This window comes from Arthrobacter pascens, assembly GCF_030816475.1.
GTDB classification, from domain to species: domain Bacteria; phylum Actinomycetota; class Actinomycetes; order Actinomycetales; family Micrococcaceae; genus Arthrobacter; species Arthrobacter pascens_B.
On sequence record NZ_JAUSXF010000001.1, the window covers coordinates 1,672,731 to 1,692,578 of the forward strand.

Here is a 19,848-nt window from a genome sequence, read left to right on the forward strand (position 1 = left end):
CCAGCACGGTAAGGGTACAGGGCTCCACCATCTCAGCCGTGCGTTTCGGTGCTTCGCCGCAGTGTGACGTGGCCGGTAACCGGGGCAGGCGCCTCCTCGCCGTCGCCGGTTTCGGCGCCTGCGTTCGCGCTGCGCGTAGCCTGCCTGCCGATTTCCTCGAGGGGCAGGTGGACTGTGGAGAGGGCGGGGCGGAAATCCCGCAGCGTCTCGATATCGTCAAAACCGGCAATTGTGGCATCACGGGGGATGCGCAGCCCCTCGGACCGCAGGGCCGCTGCGGCCCCGATGGCCATGACATCGTTTGCGGCAAAAATGCAGATCCTGCTGCTGGCCGCGGGGCCATCGCCGTCGTCTGACCCGGCGCCCTTGATCCCGTCCGACTCCGCCTTGGTCCGGGCCGCCTTGATGCGGGCAGCAAGGGCGAGGCCGGCCTCGTAGCCGCCGGACCGGTTGAAGGCGCTGCGGAGGACCTCGGCCGGGGGACGGCCGGCCTTCGAGAGTCCTCGCTGGAAACCCCGGACGCGGTCATCGGACGTGAACAGTCCTTCAGGTCCGCCGATGATGACGAAGTCGCCATTATGGGTGGCCGCGAGTTCTTCGGCGAGGCTCGCCGCAAGCTCCTCGTTGGGCACCGGGACCACGTGGTAGCCGCCGGTGGCAGTAGCGCCGACGACGGGATGGCCCACCACCCCCACGTGGCCGCCGTTCCGGCAGTACCGGTCCAGTTCAGCGGCCAATCCGGCATTGCCTTCCTGGTCCTCCGGGCGGGACGATCGTGACCCTGCAATCACAATTGAATCGGCGCGCCGGGCGGCAAAGGCTGCGACGGCCTCCCTCTCGTCAGCGGGAGCGCCCTCGGTGGTGGCAAGCAGCACCATCTTGCGCTGTTCCCTGGCCGCCTCCTGCACTCCGCGGGCAATCGCGGCAAAGTACGGATCGGCGATGTCATGGACAATCAGTCCGATCAGTCCCGAACTCGACTTCGCGAGCCCCTGAGCCTGGGCGTTGGGGATGTAGCCGAGGGAAGCGGCAGCCTGCCGCACCCTTTCTGCTATGTCCTGGCCGGGTTTGCGGGCGGAGCCGTTGAGGACACGGGATGCCGTGGCCGGTGATACTCCGGCCAGCCGGGCCACCTCGGTGAGGGTACTTGCAGCCACGGCGGCTCCTGTTCGTTGGACTGATAGTGCTGCTTTTACGTGCGTTTCAGCACTGATCACATTATGGCAGTTTCACGATCGCCGCGGAAAGCGCTTGCCATTCGACACGGGTCAGTGCATGATTAAGAGCAGTGGGAATGCGCTTTCCCAACCAGCTTGAGTAATTGCTCACTCACCGTGGAGGACACATGGGCTTCGAAACAAAGACGATCCGTATTGCCATGAACGGCATCACCGGCCGGATGGGCTACCGCCAGCACTTGCTGCGCTCCATCCTTCCCATCCGGGACGCTGGAGGCTTCACACTGGAAGACGGCACCAGGGTGCAGGTGGAACCCATCCTGGTAGGTCGGAACGAGGCAAAGATCCGTGAACTGGCCGAACTGCACAAGGTGGCCGAGTGGACCACGGACCTCGATTCCGTCATCAACGATCCAACTGTCGACATCGTCTTCGATGCCTCGATGACCAGCCTCCGCGCGGCCACCCTGAAGAAGGCCATGCTGGCAGGCAAGCATATCTTCACCGAAAAGCCCACGGCCGAGACCCTTGAGGAGGCCATCGAACTGGCCCGCATCGGCAAGGAAGCAGGCGTCACGGCAGGTGTCGTGCACGACAAGCTGTACCTGCCGGGCCTGGTGAAACTGCGCCGGCTCGTGGATGAAGGGTTCTTCGGCCGCATCCTCTCCATCCGCGGCGAGTTCGGCTACTGGGTCTTCGAAGGCGACGTCCAGGCCGCCCAGCGCCCGTCCTGGAACTACCGCAAGGAAGACGGCGGCGGAATGACCACTGACATGTTCTGCCACTGGAACTACGTCCTGGAGGGCGTCATCGGCAAGGTCAGGAGCGTCAATGCCAAAACCGCCACCCACATCCCGGCCCGCTGGGACGAGGCAGGCAAGGAATACAAGGCGACCGCCGACGACGCCTCCTACGGCATTTTCGAACTTGAGACGCCGGCGGGCGAGCCCGTCGTCGGCCAAATCAACTCCTCCTGGGCAGTCCGCGTCTACCGTGATGAACTGGTCGAGTTCCAGGTCGACGGCACGCACGGCTCCGCCGTGGCCGGCCTGAACAAGTGCGTGGCCCAGCAGCGCGCCCACACACCCAAGCCCGTGTGGAACCCGGACCTGCCGGTGACGGAGTCCTTCCGCAGCCAGTGGCAGGAAGTCCCCGCCAACGCAGAGCTGGACAACGGCTTCAAACTGCAGTGGGAGGAGTTCCTCCGGGACGTCGTTGCCGGCCGCGAACACCGCTTCGGCCTGCTCTCGGCTGCCCGTGGCGTCCAGCTGGCCGAGCTCGGCCTGCAGTCCAACGACGAACGCCGCACCATCGACATCCCGGAGATCACGCTCTGATGACTTCCCTGATCCTTCCCTCAAGCGACGGCGGCACGCGGGAGTACCGCCTTCAGGCGGGCACGTCCTGGGCCCGCCCCGCCGCCCCGCTCACCTCGCGCCGGGCCTACGCCGCCGCCCACGTCATTCCGGAGGTCCTGGCCGACAACACGCCCGGCGCCCCGGCCCGCCTCGACTGGGACGCCACCATGGCGTACCGGCACGAACTCTGGTCCTACGGGCTGGGCGTAGCCGATGCCATGGATACTGCACAACGCGGCATGGGACTTGACTGGGCGGCCACCCAGCAGCTCATCAAGCGCACCGGCGTGGAAGCTGCATCTGTTGTTTCCGCGGGAAACGCAGCCACGGCGGGCAAGACTGTCCGGGACCTGGTCGCCTGCGGCGCCGGGACCGACCAGCTGGAGCTTGATGCGCTGCCCGCCGGGGAAGCCGGACTCCAAGTCGTTCTGGACGCCTACCGTGAGCAGATCGCCGTCGTAAGTGAAGCCGGACCGGAGGTTATCCTCATGGCTTCCCGTGCGCTGGCCCAAGTTGCCAGCGGCCCGGAGGACTACCTGAAGGTGTACTCCACCCTGCTCCAGGAAGTGGACCAGCCGGTCATCCTGCACTGGCTGGGTACCATGTTCGATCCTGCCCTCGCAGGCTACTGGGGTTCGTATGATGTTGCCCAGGCAACAGAAACGTTCCTCTCCCTGATCCGTGACAACGCGGACAAGGTGGATGGAGTCAAGGTGTCCCTGCTGGATGCCAGCCATGAAGTGGCCCTTCGTGCCGTGCTCCCGGAGGGAGTGCGCCTCTACACCGGCGATGACTTCAACTACCCGGAGCTCATTGACGGGGACGGCAGTCACCACTCGGACGCCCTGCTGGGGATCTTTGCCGCCATTTACCCGGCAGCTTCGGTTGCCTTGCAGAGCTATGACTCCGGCAACGCCGCCAAGGCCCGTGCAATCCTGGATTCGACCCGGGAACTGGGCAAGCACATTTTCAGCGCGCCCACGTTCTACTACAAGACAGGCATTGCCTTCATGTCCTGGCTGAACGGCAGGCAGCCGGGCTTCCAAATGGTTGGCGGCCTGCACTCCGGACGCTCCGTCTGCCACCTGGCCAGGACCTTCGAACTGGCCGACCAGGCAGGGCTGCTGAAGGACCCTGCACTGGCCGCCTTCCGGATGTCCGATTACCTGCGCATCAATGGGGTGGGCGTATGACATCGAATCCGGATGCGCCCCCTTTCGCACGGCTCTCACTCAACAGTGCCACCACCAAGAAATGGACACTGGCCGAAGCCGTCGAGGGCTGCGTCCGCGCCGGAATCCCCGCCATCGGTCCCTGGCGTGACCGGGTCGCGGAGGCGGGCCTGGACAAGGCCGCCAGGCTCATCAAGGATGCCGGGCTGCGGGTCTCCTCGCTCTGCCGCGGAGGCTTCCTGACTGCCGCCGACGCCCCGGGCCAGGCGGCGGCGCTGGCCGACAACCGTGCAGCCATCCTTGAGGCCGTGGCGCTGGACACCCGGGAATTGTTCCTGGTGGTCGGCGGGCTTGCCCCGGGGGAGAAGGACGTGGTGGCTGCCCGGCGGCGCGTGGCCGACCGGCTGGCGGACCTCGTGCCGTTCGCGGCGGAGAACGGAATCCGCCTGGTCCTGGAACCGCTGCACCCGATGTATGCGGCGGACCGCGCCCTCATCTCCACCCTCGGGCAGGCCCTGGACCTCGCAGCGCCGTATGACGCACGAGCCGTGGGCGTCGCCGTCGATACCTTCCACGTCTGGTGGGACCCGGATTTGAAGGCGCAGATCGAACGCGCCGGACGCGAAAACCGCATCGCCTCCTACCAGGTCTGCGACTTCAACATGCCGATCGCCGCGGATCCGCTCCTGTCCCGGGGCTTCATGGGCGACGGCGTCATCGATTTTGCGACCATCGGCACCTGGGTCCGGGACGCCGGCTACTCCGGGGACATCGAAGTGGAAATATTCAATCAGGAGATCTGGGATGCCGACGGGAACGGCGTGCTGGAAACGATCAAGGAACGCTACGCGGAACTCGTCCTCCCGTACGCCTGACCTGGTTCAGACCGCGGGCCCCTGCTAACGTCACGGCCGGGGCCCGCGCCCCACCACAGAAGGACCGGCGCTGCGTTGCTGTGCAGGTCCTTCTGTCTGCTGTTCCTGACTAGGCCAGGTAGGCGCCGGCGTGTCGGCGGTACCTCGCCAGGACGGAACCATCCGAAGGTGCCGCAGTAACTTCCGTGGCGTCGGCCGACCAGTCGGGGAACGCGCCGGCGAGGACGGCCGAAGCCTGGCGCGCGGCGCCGTCGGCCACGTATTCGCCGGGCGCGGGGACAACGACCGGCAGCTCCAACAGCTGGCTGGCAGCCTGCTGAACAGCCGGCGATTGCGCCCCGCCGCCGATGAGGATGATTCGTCGCGCCTCGACGCCCTGTGCCTGAAGGGCGGCGAGGCCGTCGGCGAGGGAGCAGACCACTCCCTCGACGGCGGCGCGCGCCAGGTTTGCGGACGTGTAGTTCGTCCGCGTGATGCCATGCAGGGATCCGGTCGCGTCGGGCAGGTTGGGTGTCCGCTCGCCGTCGAAATAAGGGACCAGGGTCAGGCCGCCTGCTCCTAAGGGAGCAGCCAGGGCGAGCGCGCTGAACTCGTCGAGGCTGACGCCAAGCAGGGCCGCCGTCGCGTCGAAGACACGGGTTGCGTTCAGTGTGCAGGCGAGGGGCAGGTAATTCCCGGTGGCGTCCGCGAAGCCAGCCACCAGCCCTGAGGCGTCAGCTGCCGGAGCTGAGGAGACGGCGAATACCGTTCCGGAAGTGCCCAGGGACAGGACCACGTCACCCACTCCCGCTCCGACGCCCAGCGCGGCCGCCGCATTGTCACCGGCTCCGGGCCCGATGAGCGCCCCTTCCGGAGTCTTACCCGCGATTTCCAGCGGGCCGACGACGGCGGGGAGCAAGGGGACATGGCCGAGGGCCGCACGCAGGGCATCCGGAAGGTATTCGCCCGAGGAAGCGGAGTAATACCCTGTCCCGGAGGCGTCGGAACGGTCGGTACGGAGCGCTGCCAGCCCCGCCTCCCCGGTTCCGGGACCGAAGCCGGCAAGCCGCCAGGACAGCCAGTCGTGGGGGAGGCAGACGGCGGCAACCCGGGCGGCGTTTTCAGGTTCGTTCTCTGCCAGCCAGCGCAGCTTTGTCAGCGTCAGCGAGGCCACCGGCACGGTTCCGGTGGCGGACACCCAGAAGCCGGCGCCCAGTTCGGGGTCGCCGTTGCCGGCCTCCCGGATAATATCCAGCGCCGCCTGGGCTGAGCGGGTGTCGTTCCACAGGAGGGCCGGCCGGACGACGTTGCCGTCACGGTCGAGGCAGACCATCCCGTGCTGCTGGCCGCCGACAGAGAGGGCACTGACATCACCCAGTCCTCCGGCCCGGCTGATGGCCTCACTCAGTGCGTCCCACCACGCGTCAGGATGGACTTCCGTGCCATCGGGGTGGGAGGCCCGGCCCTGGCGGACCAGGGCACCGGTGCCGGCGTCGCGGATCACCACTTTGCAGGACTGGGTGGAGCTGTCAATGCCGGCTACGAGGGCCATGGGGTTCCTTTGATGCGGCGGCGCCGCCGCATCACTCGGCTGAGTGTTCCGGCGGCGCCGTTGTGCTGGTGGGTTGGCAGGTCGCAGCCTAACGGGCGTTGAGCAGGTGCTCGATGGCCAGCTGGTTGAGCCGCACAAAGGCGAAGGAACGCTTTGCGGCGGAGTCGGCGTCGAAATTCTCGAAAGCGGCCGCGTCAGCGAGCAGATCCCCGGCTGATTCACCTGCCGCCAGCGTGGATTCGCCGAGCTCGAAGACCCCGGAAGCCGCCAGGGCTTCCTGGACTGCGGGGTCCGCCCGGAAGGCGAGCGCGCGTTCCCTGAGCAGTAGGTACATCGACATGTTGGATTTGGCCGATTCCCAGACGCCGTCGTAGCCGTCGGTCCGTGAGGGCTTGTAATCGAAGTGCCGGGGACCGTCATACTTGGGGCCGCCGTTGGGGAAGCCGTTTTCGAGCAGGTCCACGGTGAAGAAGGCGCTGGTCAGGTCGCCGTGGCCGAACACCAGGTCCTGGTCATACTTGATGCCGCGCTGGCCGTTGAGGTCGATGTGGAACAGTTTTCCGGCCCAGAGAGCCTGCGCGATTCCGTGGGTGAAGTTCAGCCCCGCCATCTGCTCATGGCCGGTCTCGGGGTTCAGGCCGACGATGTCGCCGTGTTCGAGCTGTGCGATGAAGGCCAGGCCGTGGCCGACAGTGGGCAGGAAGATGTCGCCGCGGGGCTCGTTGGGTTTGGGTTCCAGCGCGATGCGCAGGTTGTAACCCTTCTCCTTGATGTAGGCCGCAGCGGTATCCACGCCTTCCTTCATGCGGTCCAGGGCTGCGGAAAGATCCTTTGAGCCGTCGTATTCGCTGCCTTCACGACCGCCCCACATCACGAAGGTTTCAGCGCCGAACTCCGCGGCGGAGTCGATGTTGCGCAGGACCTTGCTCAAGGCGAAACGACGGATGGAACGGTCGTTGGAGGTGAATCCGCCGTCCTTGAAGACAGGGTGGCTGAACAGGTTGGTGGTGACCATGGGCACTTTAAGGCCGGTTTCCTGCAGGGCGGTGCGGAAGTTCTTCAGGATCAGTTCGCGCTCGGAGGCGGTGGCACCGAACGGAACAAGATCGTTGTCGTGGAACGTGATGCCGTAGGCGCCGAGTTCGCTGAGCCTATGCACTGCTTCTACCGGGTCCAAGGGCTCGCGCGTTGCCACGCCGAAGGGATCCGCACCGGTCCAGCCAACCGTCCAGAGGCCGAAGGTGAACTTGTCGCCGGGTGTGGGCTCGAGGGTCATAGTGCGTCCTTGCAGTCGTGGTGGAGCGGAGCAGTGATTATTCCGCGAGTTAGTTTATCGCTTGAACTATATAAGCGGGAATGAGCTAAGGTCAATAGGTACGGGCACTCCGGATGTCCGGATTTAGTCCAAGGAGGCCGGCATGGCGAATTCAACAATGGCGGCCGGTGCGCCCGATACCGGTGCCCCCGGGAACATGGGCGACGTCCGCAGGAGCAACCTTGCCCTGGTCCTCGGTCGGATCGTGCAATCATCCCCCGGTACCCATCTGACCCGGGCCCAGGTGGCCGCGGCCACCGGGCTGACCAAAGCCTCAGTCTCCAGCCTGGTCCTGGACCTGCTGGATGCGGGAATTATCCGGGAAATCGGCTTGAACCCGCAGGGGGAACGAGGCCGTCCCGGCGTAGGGGTGGAGCTGAACCCTGCGAAGGCTGTCATGGGGATGGAGATCAATGTGGATTACATTGCTGCCGGACTCACGGACCTTTCGGGCACCCTGCTGCTGCACCAAACCCGGGAGCGCGACAACCGGAACAGTGCCGCCGCTCCTGTCGTCGCAGAGCTCGCCGCACTCGCGGCGGAGCTGCGCGCCGCCGCAGGGGCGCAGGGAATCCAGGTGCTGGGGGGAGGGCTCGCAGTTCCCGGACTCATCGATGACAAGGCGGGGGCGGTGCTCATGGCACCCAATCTCGGCTGGAACTCGGAAGCCCTGGATCTTGGGTCACTGCTTCCCGGAGCTCCGCTTGGGATCACGCTCTTCAACGAGGCCAACGCGGCCGCCCTGGCGGAGCTGCGTTACCGGCCAGCCGGCGCCGCCGACTTCCTGTTTGTTTCCGGCGAAGTGGGTGTGGGTGGCGGCCTGGTGATTGGTTCGGAGCTCTTTACCGGTCCGGATGGCCACGCGGGTGAACTGGGGCATGTAGTGGTCCTCCCGGAGGGCGTGGGGTGCTCCTGCGGGGGTACCGGCTGCCTGGAAACCGTTGCCGGCCAGGATGCGATTTTTGCCGCCGCCGGGCTGGGCGGGCACACCAGGTCCGAAAATCTGGCGCGGCTGCTGTCCGCGCTCGCAGAGGGTGACGCCTCCGCCGCCAATGCTGTCGGGCAGGCCGGGCACTACCTGGGCGTGGCCGTGGCTTCCACGGCAAGGCTGCTGAACATTTCGTCGGTGGTGCTGGGCGGCCATTTTGCGATCCTGGGCGGGTGGCTGCTGCCCTCCCTCACGGAGAGCCTGGCAAGGTATGCACCGGGCAAGGTGCCGCCGGAAAACATTGGCCTGTCCGCGGTAGGAGAGGCGGGTGCCCTTCTGGGCGCGGCGGGCAGCGTGGTCCGCACGCTGGTGGAAGCCCCGCACCGGCTACGCGGTCAGGCGATTGAGGCGTAGCCGCCATACCTGAATAGGTGCCAGCAAAAATAAGAAGCACCAGGCTGGAGTACTCCCGGCGCGATAGTCGTGCTTTCGGGTCCGGGCGCGGATAGCCTGTCCTAGGGGGCTATTCGGGCACATCCCAGGCGTCGGAGGGTGCGGCGGCTTTGTTATCCAATGCTTGCTTGGGGGCCAGATGGAAAACGAACTGACGCAGGGAGATGACTTCGGTTCGTACCGGGCCCTGGCGGAAGCCGTGCCGGACGCTTTGCTCGTGATCGACGAAGCCGGTGACATTGCCTTCGCAAATACCCAAACAGAACGGCTCTTCGGCTATTCACGGCAACAGCTGCTGGGCAGCCATTTTGAAATGCTGCTGCCGGAACGGTTCAAGGGGCGCGGTGGGGACGTCGGCGACCGCTTCGCCACTGACCTGGCGGTTCGGCGGGCAGGGACGGACATGAAATTGTTCGGCCGGCACAGCGACGGCACGGAATTTCCCATTGAGACGACCTACGCGCCGCTTGCTGCCGGTCCGGGAAGGGAAATCGTCGCCTCCATCCGGGATGTGAGTGAACGCGGCCGGATTGACGCGGAACTTCGCGATGCGCTCTCCTTACTCGGCGCCACCCTGGAGTCCACCGCGGACGGAATCCTGGTCGTGACGGCGGACGGGCGAATTGCGGGTTCCAACGAGAGATTCGCCATCCTCTGGGGCATTCCCGGGGAGCTGTTGGCCTCCCATGACGACGGCAAAGTGATGGCGTTTGTCCTGGACCAGTTGGTCAGCCCGGGCAGCTTCGTGGACAAGGTGCGTGAACTGTACGCCGATCCCGGCGCCGAAAGCCTGGACATACTGGACTTCCGGGACGGGCGGACTTTTGAACGGTACTCGCGGCCACAACGTGTCGGGGAAGAGATCGTCGGGCGTGTGTGGAGTTTCCGGGATGTAACCTCCCGCCGCCGGGCTGAGGACCAGGCGCGTGATGCACTCGCCCAGCTGGAAGGCCTGGCCGCCATTGTTGAATCCTCGGCGGATGCCATCATTGGAAAGACGCCCGAGGGACTTATCACCAGCTGGAATCCCGGGGCCCAACGGCTTTACGGCTATGTTGCCGACGAAGTGATAGGCAGGGACGTTCGAATCCTGATTCCGGATCATCGCCGCCAGACAGAGGACGCCGTGATGGCCGCCGTCGGGAACGGCGGGGAGGCGTGCAGCTTCGAAACGGACCGGATACGGAAAGACGGCTCTGTGGTGCCGGTGTCCCTGACTGTTTCCCCTATCCGCAGCCAGCACGGGGTCCGCGGGATCGCGACGATCGGGCAGGACATCACGGCCAGACGGGCCGCCGAAGCGGATCTGTTGGCCGCTCGCGAGGCGGCCTTGGAATCGAGCCGGCTGAAGTCGGAGTTCCTGGCGACGATGAGCCATGAGATCAGGACACCGATGAACGGCGTGATCGGGCTGGCCAACCTTCTTTTGGACACACCGCTCGATGAAACCCAGCGCAGTTACGCCGAGGGAGTCCAGACGGCGGCCGGGGCGCTCCTGACCCTGCTCAATGACATCCTGGACTTCTCGAAGCTCGAAGCCGGAAAAATTGATCTGGACGTCACCACTTTTGATCCGAGGAGCCTTGTAGAGGAAATAGCCAGGTTCCTGTCCGAAGCCGCTCAGCGCAAGGGCCTGGAGCTCATGGCGTACTGCACACCCGGCGTGCCGTCGCGTTTGCGTGGTGACGCCGGCAGGATACGGCAGATCCTTTTGAATCTGGCATCCAATGCCGTGAAATTCACGGCATCCGGCGAGGTGGCCATCCGGGTGAAGGCCACGGCGGGAGATGCGCGGACGGCGGCAGTACGGTTCGAGGTCACTGATACCGGAATCGGGATCGCTGCCGCGGATCATTTGCGCCTTTTCGATTCCTTTTCCCAGGCAGATGCTTCTACGACGCGCCGATATGGTGGAACGGGGCTGGGCTTAGCCATTTGCCGGCGTCTGGCCGAAGCCATGGGCGGTGAGATTGGTCTGAGCAGCGCGCCGGGTGAGGGTAGCACCTTCTGGTTCGAGGTGCTGTTGCCGGTCGTTGAAGTCCGGGCAGGGGTTCATGAGCGTTTGGATGCCGGTCAGCTGGCCGGGCTTCGCGTGCTGGTGGTGGACGACAATGCCACCCACAGGCTCATGCTGGAATCACAGCTGACCGCATGGGGGATGAGTCCGGAGGTCGTTGAAGACGCGGGCTCAGCACTGGACAGGTCCAGGATGCGGGCGGCGGCCGGGCAGCTCTACGACATGGCCGTGCTTGACATGCATATGCCGGACATGGACGGAATGGAATTGGCGCACGCGCTCAGCTCCGACCCCGCTCTGCAGGGTATGCCGCTGATGATGCTGACGTCCGGATCGCAGGTCGCCAAAGCCGAGCTCGCAGCGGCGGGTATCCGGGAATGGCTCACGAAACCTGTGCGGGGTTCAGAACTCCATACCGGGCTCATGCGCATGACGGCGGACAGGGCTGTGCCGGCTCCGGCAGAGTCCAGGCCCGCCCGGCCGAATGTGCCTTCCCGTGGCCGGATCCTGGTGGTCGAGGACAACGAAGTGAACCAATTAGTCGCCAGGGGAATGGTCGGCAAACTGGGCTATGAGGCGGACGTTGTGGCCGACGGCGCCGAAGCCGTCTCCGCCACTGCCGTCCGCTCCTATGCGGCGGTACTCATGGACTGCCATATGCCGGTTATGGACGGCTTCGATGCCACGAAGGCCATCCGGGCCAGGGGAGACCAGCCGACGCGCCTACCCATCATTGCCATGACTGCGGGAGCCCAGGACGAGGACCGGGAACGCTGCCTCGCTGCCGGCATGGACGCCTACCTCAGCAAGCCGGTGGATCCACGAGCACTGGCCGAAGTCCTGAAGCGATGGGTGGTGCCCCGGCCCGGGCCGGGCGAAGGGTCATGAAGGTTTAGGCATCCGCGTGCGCCCCGGCCAGGCATTTCCCCCCGTTATGGTCTGTTCCCCCCGGCATGCCAGGGGGAACAGACCATAACGGGGGGATTGCCCCGCATCGAGCGCCCATGCCGGCAAACACGTCCCGATGCTCATCCTGGACAGAACTGCCACCCAGAACACCCGGGCAAAGAAAAACACCCCGGTCCGAAAACCGGGGTGTAACTGATGACTCGATTCATCCGGAAAGGATGTCCCGACTCACCACATTGTGCCCCAGGAGGGAATCGAACCCCCGACCGGCGGATTAGAAGGCCGCTGCTCTATCCCCTGAGCTACTGGGGCACGTGGCTTCCGGAGCTGATTCTCGGTGCCTCAAAAAGTCTACATTGCCGCACGTCCAGTCACTGTCATGGCAAGGACTTGTCCTCAACAGGGCAGGGCGGGGAAACGTTGTCCACATAGGCGAACTTGCAGATCGCGGCAGCCGGACGGGCACGCAAAGCTGGTATTGCCTGGAAAGGCAATACCTACGAGACAGGACACGAACATGAATATGGGTGACTTCATTACCGTCCGCGGCTTCGTCGCCACGGACATCACTACATCCACAACCCCGGGGGGCGTCGCCACGGCATCATTCCGGATCGGCTCCACGGGCCGGCGGTACGACAGGTCAGCGGGCGCATGGGTCGACGGCCACACAAATTGGTTCAGGGTCCAGGGCTATCGTCAGCTGGCCGGGAACCTGGCCTGCAGCATCCGCAAAGGGCAGCCTGTCATCGTCACGGGGCGGCTGCGGATGCGCAGCTGGGAAAGGGATGGCCGCATCTATCATTCCGCAGAAATCGATGCTGACTCCGTAGGCCACGATCTGACCCTTGGTTCGGCCAATTTCATCAGGACGGTCAAGAACAACGCCCAGACGGCACTTGAAGATGCCGCTCCTGCCGAGGATGGGCCTGATGCCGCGGACAGTGATTTCGGGGAATCAGGCTTCACGGAGGGGGAGGAAACGCCCGGGGAGATCATGGTCGAGGACGTGAATGGCGACTACATCTCCGTGGACACTGAAACCGGGGAACTTGCCGGTTCTCCAGCCTGAACGCCCGGCGCCGCACGCGACGCTGGGACTACTCCTTCATCGCGGCGTGGCAGAATGGGCGGCATGATGAGCACCAGGGGCCGCCGGCGGAATAGTTCAGAACCTGCCGGACCCCTGTGGTCAGCATCCGCCGGCGCACCCGCCCGCATTCTCTTCCTCACCGCCGGATGCGTTGCCCTGATTGTGGCGTTGTCGGGATGTGCCGGCGGGCAGCAGCCCGGGCAGCCGGCATCCCCGGCTGATGCAGGGCCAACAACTTCAGCCCCTGCCGCCGCGGCATCAGCAGCACCATCACTAACAGCCAGTCCCACCCAGACAGCCAGCTCTTCATCGGCCGCGGGGACCGCTACTGCTGCCATGCGGCAGACCGTGACGGACGTTCTCACCCGTCTGGCCGCCGGGACGCCGAAACCGGCTAAGGCTCAACTGGCTGACGCCCTCACCGGCGCAGGTATCCCGGCCGCAAACCTTGAAGTATCGGAGAGCAGGACGCCCACAGGCCTGGAAGCTGACGCCATCGAGGCGGCCGTGCTGCAGGGCAAGGACTGTGTGGTGGGACAGGTCCGTGACGGCGGCGTCACGGTAAGTATTCTTCCTGTCCTGGCAAGCGGAAAGTGCTTCGTGGGGTCCGCCGCCTGACGTTGCGAATGTGAGATATACCGGCCAACCCACTAGATTTGGAACCATGGCGGAATTTATCTACACAATGACCAAGGCGCGCAAGGCCGTTGGCGAAAAACTCATACTTGACGACGTAAGCATGTCCTTCTTCCCGGGCGCCAAAATCGGCGTTGTTGGCCCGAACGGTGCCGGTAAGTCCACCATCCTCAAGATCATGGCCGGACTGGACACGCCCTCAAACGGCGAGGCCCGGCTGAGCCCTGGATACTCAGTGGGGATTCTGCTGCAGGAGCCGCCGCTAAACGAGGAAAAGACGGTCCTGGGCAACGTCCAGGAAGGTGTCGGCGAGATCTACGGCAAGATCCAGCGCTTCAACGAGATCTCTGAGGAAATGGCCAGCCCCGACGCTGACTATGACACCCTGCTCGAGGAAATGGGCCACCTGCAGGAAGCGATCGACGCTGCCGACGCCTGGGACCTCGATTCCCAGCTTGAGCAGGCCATGGACGCCCTCCGCTGCCCGCCGGCCGATGCTGACGTCACGTTGCTTTCGGGTGGCGAACGGCGCCGTGTGGCGCTCTGCAAGCTTCTGCTGCAAAAGCCTGACCTGCTGCTTCTCGATGAGCCCACTAACCACCTGGACGCGGAGAGCGTGCTGTGGCTGGAGCAGCACCTTTCCAGCTACGCCGGTGCAGTACTGGCCGTCACCCACGACCGGTACTTCCTTGACCATGTCGCGGAATGGATCGCAGAGGTGGACCGCGGCCACCTGTACCCCTACGAGGGCAACTACTCCACCTATCTGGAGAAGAAGCGCGCGCGCCTGGAGGTCCAGGGAAAGAAAGACGCCAAGCAGGCCAAACGCCTCACCGAGGAACTGGAATGGGTGCGATCCAACGCCAAGGGCCGCCAGACCAAGTCCAAAGCACGTCTCGCCCGCTACGAGGAGATGGCTGCCGAAGCAGACCGCACCCGGAAGCTGGACTTCGAAGAGATCCAGATCCCGCCGGGACCGCGCCTTGGCGGACTTGTGCTGGAAGCGAAGAACCTGCAGAAGGGCTTCGACGACCGAATCCTGATCGACGGACTGTCGTTCAGCCTTCCCCGGAACGGCATCGTGGGCGTAATCGGCCCCAACGGCGTGGGGAAGTCAACGCTGTTCAAGACCATCGTCGGCCTCGAACCCCTCGACGGCGGCGAGCTGAAGATCGGTGACTCGGTCAAGATCTCCTACGCGGACCAGAGCCGCGGCGGCATCGACCCCAACAAGACCCTGTGGGAAGTCGTCTCCGACGGCCTGGACTACATCCAGGTGGGCCACGTCGAAATGCCATCCCGCGCCTACGTCGCGGCCTTCGGCTTCAAGGGCCCTGACCAGCAGAAGAAGGCAGGAGTACTTTCCGGCGGTGAGCGCAACCGCCTCAACCTTGCACTGACCCTGAAGCAGGGCGGCAACCTGCTGCTCCTCGACGAACCGACCAACGACCTCGACGTCGAGACCCTCAGCAGCCTGGAAAACGCGCTGCTCGAGTTCCCCGGCTGTGCTGTGGTGGTTTCGCACGACCGCTGGTTCCTGGACCGGGTGGCCACACACATCCTGGCCTACGAAGGCGACGACGAAAACCCTTCCAAGTGGTACTGGTTCGAGGGCAACTTCGAATCCTACGAGGAGAACAAAGTGGAGCGGCTGGGCCCGGATGCGGCCAAACCGCACCGGGTTACGCACCGTCGCCTGACCCGCGACTGATTCTGGTCCGCCACTGACTGAGCACAGTCAAAGGCCGGCACCCACACCAGGGGGCCGGCTTTTGTGTTTAAGGAAGCAGACCGTACCGACCGGCGCGGCTAGTTCCGCCCTGCCTTGCGGATCTGGTGCTCCAGGACCTTGGTCTGGAGTGCTCCGACTACTTTGTTCTTCAGATCCGTTGGGACGCGGACCATGCCCTCCTGGGCCACGGACGCCACGTGTTGACCGGCCTGATTGAAGATCTTGCCTGTTGCCAGACCTCGGGCACCCTGGGCGCTGGGCGATTCCTGCACGTAGAGCAGCCATTCATCGACGCGCGCGGGGCGATGCCACCACATGGCGTGGTCGAGGCTGGCCACGTTCATGCCTGGAGTGATCCAGCTCAGCCCGTGCCGGCGCAGGATGGATTCCAGGATGGTGTAGTCGCTCGCGTAGGCCAGTGCCGACCGGTGCAGGTTGGAATCGTCAGGCATGGGGCCAAAGGTCTTCATCCAGACGGCGTTCACCGCTTCTTTTTTTCCTTTTGCGGAGACGTAGAGCGGCGGATCCACGTGCCGGATGTCGAAGGGCCGCTCATAGGCCCAGTGCCGGGCCACGGGATGATCGAAATTGCCCAGCAGGTCGGCCGTGCTGGGCAGCGATTCGGGGTCCGGGATGTCCTTCGGCATGGCGGACTCGTGTTCGATGCCGTCATCGTCGCCCTGGAAGGACGCGATCATGGACAGGATGGGCACGCCTTCCTGGTAGGCGTGGACGCGGCGTGCTGAGAAAGAACGGCCGTCGCGCAACCGCTGGACGCCAAACGTGATGGGTTTGTTGGCGTCTCCCGGACGAAGGAAGTACCCGTGCATGGAATGGACGAAGCGATCCGGGTCGACGGTGCGCATCGACGCGACGAGGGACTGTGCCAACACCTGGCCGCCGAATACCCGCTGGTGCGGCTGCTGCTGCGAGGGGCCAAGGAAGATGTCCTCGTCCGTGCGGGCCCCCGCAAGCTCACCAAGATCCAGGAGTTTGATGAGTGATGAGGTGGGGTCGCCGCTGGGTGGCGCCAGCAATCCTGCTTCGGCTTCAGTCATGGTTCGACTCTAGACGTCACCTTGGCACTGCTCAACCGGAACGCAACCGGTAGTGTTCATAGTGTGTCTGATCTCCTCACCCAGTCCTTCCGGTTCGCAGATCCGCGTGATCTGGCGGATTTACGCACCTTCGCTACGCGCGCAAAGGCAATCGACGACGGCGCCATCCGGCTTCAGGCCGCAGGCTCTGTTCTTGCCGCGTACGTCTGCGTGCTGAGGCCGCGTCTGCTGGGCGAATCCACTCCAACGATCCTGGGCCTGCGGACCATAGCGCTGGCCGAACGTTCCGGCACCGATGTCACTGTCCCGCTCTCCGCGGTCCTGGACCGGCTGGCCCGTGCGGGTGAATCCGACGTCGAGCTGCCTGTTCCACCGTCCACCGTCACCGAATCCTGGACGGGCGTCAGTGCCCCCAGGACCGGCTGGGAGCTGGTCGGTGTGCTTCCGGATGCGGAGCTGCGGCGGTCAGCCGAAGCGGGCATCACCGAAGTGGCAGGGATTGTTCCGGACAAACCTGGTGCGCTCATCGTCAACAACGCGCGTGCCGCCGTCTGGGGACGCGCGCTGGATGACTCCGGACTTCCGGCCGGTGCCGCCTTCGCCGCTTTGACCCTGGGATTCCTTGCTGATGGGGACCAGAAGCTTTACCGGGCCGGCCGCTGGTTCCGCCTCACAGGCATGCGCGGGCATGTCCTCGCGCGGACCGGCAGCGGGCTCGGCTAGTCCCCGCGCTTCACACGTTCAGCGGTTCGGAGCGGCGTACCCGCTCCTGCCGAGCCTCAGGCGTCCGACGCGGTGTTCACCATGGACAGCGCCGCGCGTTCCATGTAGTCCCACAGAGTCCCCTCGTACAACGGGGGGAGCTGAAGGGAATCGACGGCGGCGCGCATGTGCAACAGCCACCGCTCCTTTGCCTCCTGGGTGACGCGGAACGGCATGTGACGCATCCGCAGCCGAGGGTGCCCGCGTTCCTCGCCGTACGTGGTGGGCCCGCCCCAGTACTGCTCCAGGAACATCAGGAAACGGCGCTTGGCAGGCCCAAGGTCCTCTTCCGGGTACATGGCCCGCAGCAAAGGATCGGTGGCTACGCCGTCGTAGAACACGTCGATCAGCTTGACGAACGTATCGTGGCCGCCCACGGCTTCATAGAAGTTGTCGGTGTAGCCGGGCTGGCTGAACGGGTCATTTTGCATCAGCTGGCGCGGCTGCTGCGGCTCGGCGGGTGTGCTCATGTCCCTATTCTCCGGCTTTCTGGTCTGTCTTTTTAGTCTCGGTGTTGGTGGCAGGCTCGTGCAGGGCAGTCTCCTGCCCGTCAGCGGACGACTCCACCGGCACGTAGTTGCCCTGTGAACGATTGCCCACCCGCAGGATCTCGCCGTTGCGGAGGTACCAGATCGCGCCGTCCTCGGAACGGACCCGGGTGATGCGCAGCCCCATGGACTCAACAACACCCACGACTTCGCTGGTTTCGATGACGTCCCCGATGCCGTACTGGTCCTCGATGGTAATGAAGATCCCGGCGAGGAAGTCTCGGATCAACTGCTGGGCCCCGAAACCGATGGCAACACCGAGGATTCCCACGCTGGTCAGCAACGGGGTGATATTGACGTCCAGGTTCTGGAGCACATACATAAAGGTAATGACCGCAACCAGGACACTGACAATGCTGTTTAGCAGTGAACCGATTGTTTCCGCCCGCTGCACACGCCGTTCGTGGTCCAAGGCCCGCAGTGCCGGGGCAACCCACTTGAAATGCGGCTTCTTGAAGAAGTTGCTGCCCGAGGCTACGCGTCTGCTGATCCGGGAGATCACGAAGGTTGCCGCCAGCCAGACAGCAACGCCGATGCCGATACTGATCACGATGCCCGGGACGCTTATTCCGTCGGGCTGGGAGGTGAGGGGTGGCGCGATCGACAGCATGCTGAACATAGGTGGGGCTGCTCCTTGGGGCTCACCGGCCGCCGGCCGGGACGATGAATGTCAGATGCGACGTTTCGCTGCACGCATAAGACTCTGTTCTCCTTTAACCCTAGCGCCGTAGCGTGTAGACATGCGCATCCTGATCCTCGGCGGAACCGCCTTCCTCTCCGCAGAAATCGCCCGGCAGGCCGTTGCCGCAGGGCACGACGTCACCAGCCTGGCGCGCGGTTCCGCGGCTGAACCACCTGACGGTGTCCGCTGGCTCAAAGCCGACCGTACCCGGGGCGCAGACAGTTACGCCGACGCGTCGGGGGACTGGGACGCCGTCATCGAAGTCGCGCGGGATGCTGGCCTGGCGCGGGAGGCCCTGGCGAGCCTCGCAGAGGGGGCAGCCCACTGGACGTTCGTTTCCAGTTGCTCGGTCTACGCAGACCACTCCACGCCGCAGGCAAAGGAAGATGCCGGCCTCCTGCCGCCGCTGCCGCCCGGGACAGCCTCCACTCCAGAGAACTACGGGGAGTCGAAATCTGCCATCGAGCAGGCCACCCTCGAGGCTGCCGCAGGCAGGGCACATCTTTGCCGGGCCGGCCTGATCGGCGGTCCCGGTGACCCCACCGACAGGTACGGCTACTGGCCGGCCAGATTCGCCCGTGACAATGATCCTGTGCTTGCCCCGGACATCGCCGGGCAGGCCACCCAGGTCATCGATGTCAGGGACGTCGCAGCATGGATCCTGGAGTCGGCGGCGGGCGGCCTGACGGGAGCACTGAATGCGGTGGGGGAGCAGGTTCCGTTCGGCGAGTACTTGGCGGTGTCCCGGAGCATTGCCGGCTATCAGGGTGAAGTCCTCACGGCATCCGAGGGCTGGCTGTCGGACCACGGGGTGGATTACTGGTCCGGGCCGGATTCCCTGCCGCTGTGGCTGCCGCCGGAGCACGAAGGCTTCAGCCGCCGCAGCAATGCGGCGGCCAAGGAAGCCGGGCTTGTCCTGAGGCCCTGGCAGGAAACCCTCAGTGACACCCTCGACGACGAACGCAGCCGCGGTCTTGGCCGTCGCCGCAAGGCAGGGCTTGCGCCGGCAACGGAAGCCCGGCTGGCCAAAGAACTGCAGGCCCGGCAACAACGCCAATGACCCGTGGCGGCCCCCATCGGCCATGGGCCATCGGCGATCCGCCGTCTGCCGGAACTGTGCGCCTAGCCGGCCACCGTCTCAGGTGAATGCAGCACCGGGAAATTAACGCTCCTGGCGATGAAGCAGGTCTCGTTGGCTTCGTGATGAAGCTCCCCGGCAAGCTCCACGTGGCCCGGGTCCGCCACCCTCACGCGCGGGTTGAGCGTGACGGTTTCGAACTGCCCGCTGCCGTCGCGGTTCATGCGCATGACCGCCGTGGCGTCGTCCTGGTAGTCGGTGACCACCACCCCGTGCCGCACTGCAACATGCAGGAAGGACAGCATGTGGCACTGGGCGAGGGCGGCCAGGAGGAGCTGCTCCGGGTTGTACCGGGTCCTGTCCCCGTGGAACGTTGGATCGGCCGATCCCTTGAGGACCGGCAACCCTGGAATCTGGACGTCATGGTCCCGTGAATAACCACGGTAGGACGACGTGCCCTCTCCCAGGTTGCCGGTCCACCGGACGGCCAGCGAATAGCGGTGTTCACCGAGGCTCATCCGTC

General features: G+C 65.0%; 17 protein-coding genes and 1 tRNA gene. 10 read left to right on the forward strand and 8 right to left on the reverse strand.

Annotated elements, in window-relative coordinates; translation table 11 throughout:
* Positions 1-32: 32 nt before the first annotated feature.
* A complete protein-coding gene (locus tag QFZ40_RS07715) occupies positions 33-1,157 on the reverse strand; it encodes a LacI family DNA-binding transcriptional regulator (protein ID WP_306903708.1) in 1,125 nt (374 codons plus the stop codon).
* A 188-nt stretch (positions 1,158-1,345) separates the two neighbouring features.
* On the opposite strand from QFZ40_RS07715, the gene QFZ40_RS07720 reads away from it, so the two are divergent.
* Genes QFZ40_RS07720 through QFZ40_RS07730 form a run of 3 tightly spaced genes read left to right on the forward strand, consistent with a single transcriptional unit; the run spans position 1,346 to position 4,583 of the window.
* Complete coding sequence (locus QFZ40_RS07720) at positions 1,346-2,515, forward strand: Gfo/Idh/MocA family protein (RefSeq protein WP_306903709.1); 1,170 nt, start codon at positions 1,346-1,348, stop codon at positions 2,513-2,515.
* Positions 2,515-3,729, forward strand: a complete 1,215-nt coding sequence (locus QFZ40_RS07725) for a dihydrodipicolinate synthase family protein (RefSeq protein ID WP_306903710.1) — start codon at positions 2,515-2,517, stop codon at positions 3,727-3,729. Before QFZ40_RS07720 ends, QFZ40_RS07725 begins: the two co-directional genes overlap by 1 nt.
* Positions 3,726-4,583, forward strand: coding sequence for a sugar phosphate isomerase/epimerase family protein (locus tag QFZ40_RS07730; protein ID WP_306903711.1), 858 nt, complete (start codon positions 3,726-3,728; stop codon positions 4,581-4,583). The genes QFZ40_RS07725 and QFZ40_RS07730 overlap by 4 nt, the downstream gene beginning before the upstream one ends.
* 109 nt (positions 4,584-4,692) lie before the next feature.
* Here QFZ40_RS07730 and QFZ40_RS07735 read toward each other — a convergent pair whose 3' ends face one another.
* Together QFZ40_RS07735 and xylA are read right to left on the reverse strand one after the other, a co-directional pair.
* Complete coding sequence (locus tag QFZ40_RS07735) at positions 4,693-6,114, reverse strand: xylulokinase (protein ID WP_306903712.1); 1,422 nt, start codon at positions 6,112-6,114, stop codon at positions 4,693-4,695.
* 88 nt (positions 6,115-6,202) lie between these two features.
* Complete coding sequence (xylA, locus tag QFZ40_RS07740) at positions 6,203-7,390, reverse strand: xylose isomerase (protein ID WP_306903713.1); 1,188 nt, start codon at positions 7,388-7,390, stop codon at positions 6,203-6,205.
* Between the two features lie 142 nt (positions 7,391-7,532).
* Here xylA and QFZ40_RS07745 point away from each other — a divergent pair, with 142 nt between their 5' ends.
* Both QFZ40_RS07745 and QFZ40_RS07750 read left to right on the forward strand, forming a co-directional pair.
* Positions 7,533-8,771 carry an ROK family protein gene (locus QFZ40_RS07745; RefSeq protein ID WP_306903714.1) on the forward strand — a complete coding sequence of 413 codons (1,239 nt, stop codon included), beginning with the start codon at positions 7,533-7,535 and terminating at the stop codon, positions 8,769-8,771.
* Between the two features lie 178 nt (positions 8,772-8,949).
* Positions 8,950-11,715 (forward strand): PAS domain S-box protein, encoded by a 2,766-nt coding sequence (locus QFZ40_RS07750; RefSeq protein WP_306903715.1) that lies wholly within the window; start codon positions 8,950-8,952, stop codon positions 11,713-11,715.
* A gap of 260 nt (positions 11,716-11,975) precedes the next feature.
* Here QFZ40_RS07750 and QFZ40_RS07755 read toward each other — a convergent pair.
* Positions 11,976-12,048, reverse strand: a tRNA-Arg gene (locus QFZ40_RS07755).
* Between the two features lie 211 nt (positions 12,049-12,259).
* On the opposite strand from QFZ40_RS07755, the gene QFZ40_RS07760 reads away from it, so the two are divergent.
* From QFZ40_RS07760 to ettA, 3 genes are all read left to right on the forward strand, one after another.
* The gene (locus tag QFZ40_RS07760) at positions 12,260-12,808 is read left to right on the forward strand and encodes a single-stranded DNA-binding protein (RefSeq protein ID WP_373427467.1); all 549 of its coding nucleotides are present in this window, start codon (positions 12,260-12,262) and stop codon (positions 12,806-12,808) included.
* Positions 12,809-12,871: 63 nt separating this feature from the next.
* Positions 12,872-13,447, forward strand: coding sequence for a DUF6993 domain-containing protein (locus tag QFZ40_RS07765; RefSeq protein ID WP_306903717.1), 576 nt, complete (start codon positions 12,872-12,874; stop codon positions 13,445-13,447).
* Positions 13,448-13,493: 46 nt separating this feature from the next.
* A complete protein-coding gene (gene ettA / locus QFZ40_RS07770; protein ID WP_306903718.1) occupies positions 13,494-15,176 on the forward strand; it encodes an energy-dependent translational throttle protein EttA in 1,683 nt (560 codons plus the stop codon).
* Positions 15,177-15,274: 98 nt separating this feature from the next.
* On the opposite strand, the gene QFZ40_RS07775 is transcribed toward ettA, so the two are convergent.
* Entirely contained in the window at positions 15,275-16,255 is a 981-nt protein-coding gene (locus QFZ40_RS07775; protein ID WP_306903719.1) for an acyl-CoA thioesterase, read from the reverse strand.
* 63 nt (positions 16,256-16,318) lie between these two features.
* Here QFZ40_RS07775 and QFZ40_RS07780 point away from each other — a divergent pair, with 63 nt between their 5' ends.
* Positions 16,319-16,978 carry a hypothetical protein gene (locus QFZ40_RS07780; RefSeq protein ID WP_306903720.1) on the forward strand — a complete coding sequence of 220 codons (660 nt, stop codon included), beginning with the start codon at positions 16,319-16,321 and terminating at the stop codon, positions 16,976-16,978.
* 56 nt (positions 16,979-17,034) lie between these two features.
* Here QFZ40_RS07780 and QFZ40_RS07785 read toward each other — a convergent pair whose 3' ends face one another.
* Together QFZ40_RS07785 and QFZ40_RS07790 are read right to left on the reverse strand one after the other, a co-directional pair.
* The gene (locus QFZ40_RS07785; RefSeq protein WP_306903721.1) at positions 17,035-17,487 is read right to left on the reverse strand and encodes a globin; all 453 of its coding nucleotides are present in this window, start codon (positions 17,485-17,487) and stop codon (positions 17,035-17,037) included.
* Positions 17,488-17,491: 4 nt separating this feature from the next.
* Positions 17,492-18,184 (reverse strand): mechanosensitive ion channel family protein, encoded by a 693-nt coding sequence (locus QFZ40_RS07790; RefSeq protein WP_306903722.1) that lies wholly within the window; start codon positions 18,182-18,184, stop codon positions 17,492-17,494.
* A 121-nt stretch (positions 18,185-18,305) separates the two neighbouring features.
* On the opposite strand from QFZ40_RS07790, the gene QFZ40_RS07795 reads away from it, so the two are divergent.
* Positions 18,306-19,307, forward strand: a complete 1,002-nt coding sequence (locus tag QFZ40_RS07795; RefSeq protein WP_306903724.1) for an NAD-dependent epimerase/dehydratase family protein — start codon at positions 18,306-18,308, stop codon at positions 19,305-19,307.
* A gap of 62 nt (positions 19,308-19,369) precedes the next feature.
* Here QFZ40_RS07795 and QFZ40_RS07800 read toward each other — a convergent pair whose 3' ends face one another.
* Positions 19,370-19,843, reverse strand: coding sequence for an OsmC family protein (locus QFZ40_RS07800; protein WP_306903725.1), 474 nt, complete (start codon positions 19,841-19,843; stop codon positions 19,370-19,372).
* Between the last annotated feature and the right edge of the window lie 5 nt (positions 19,844-19,848).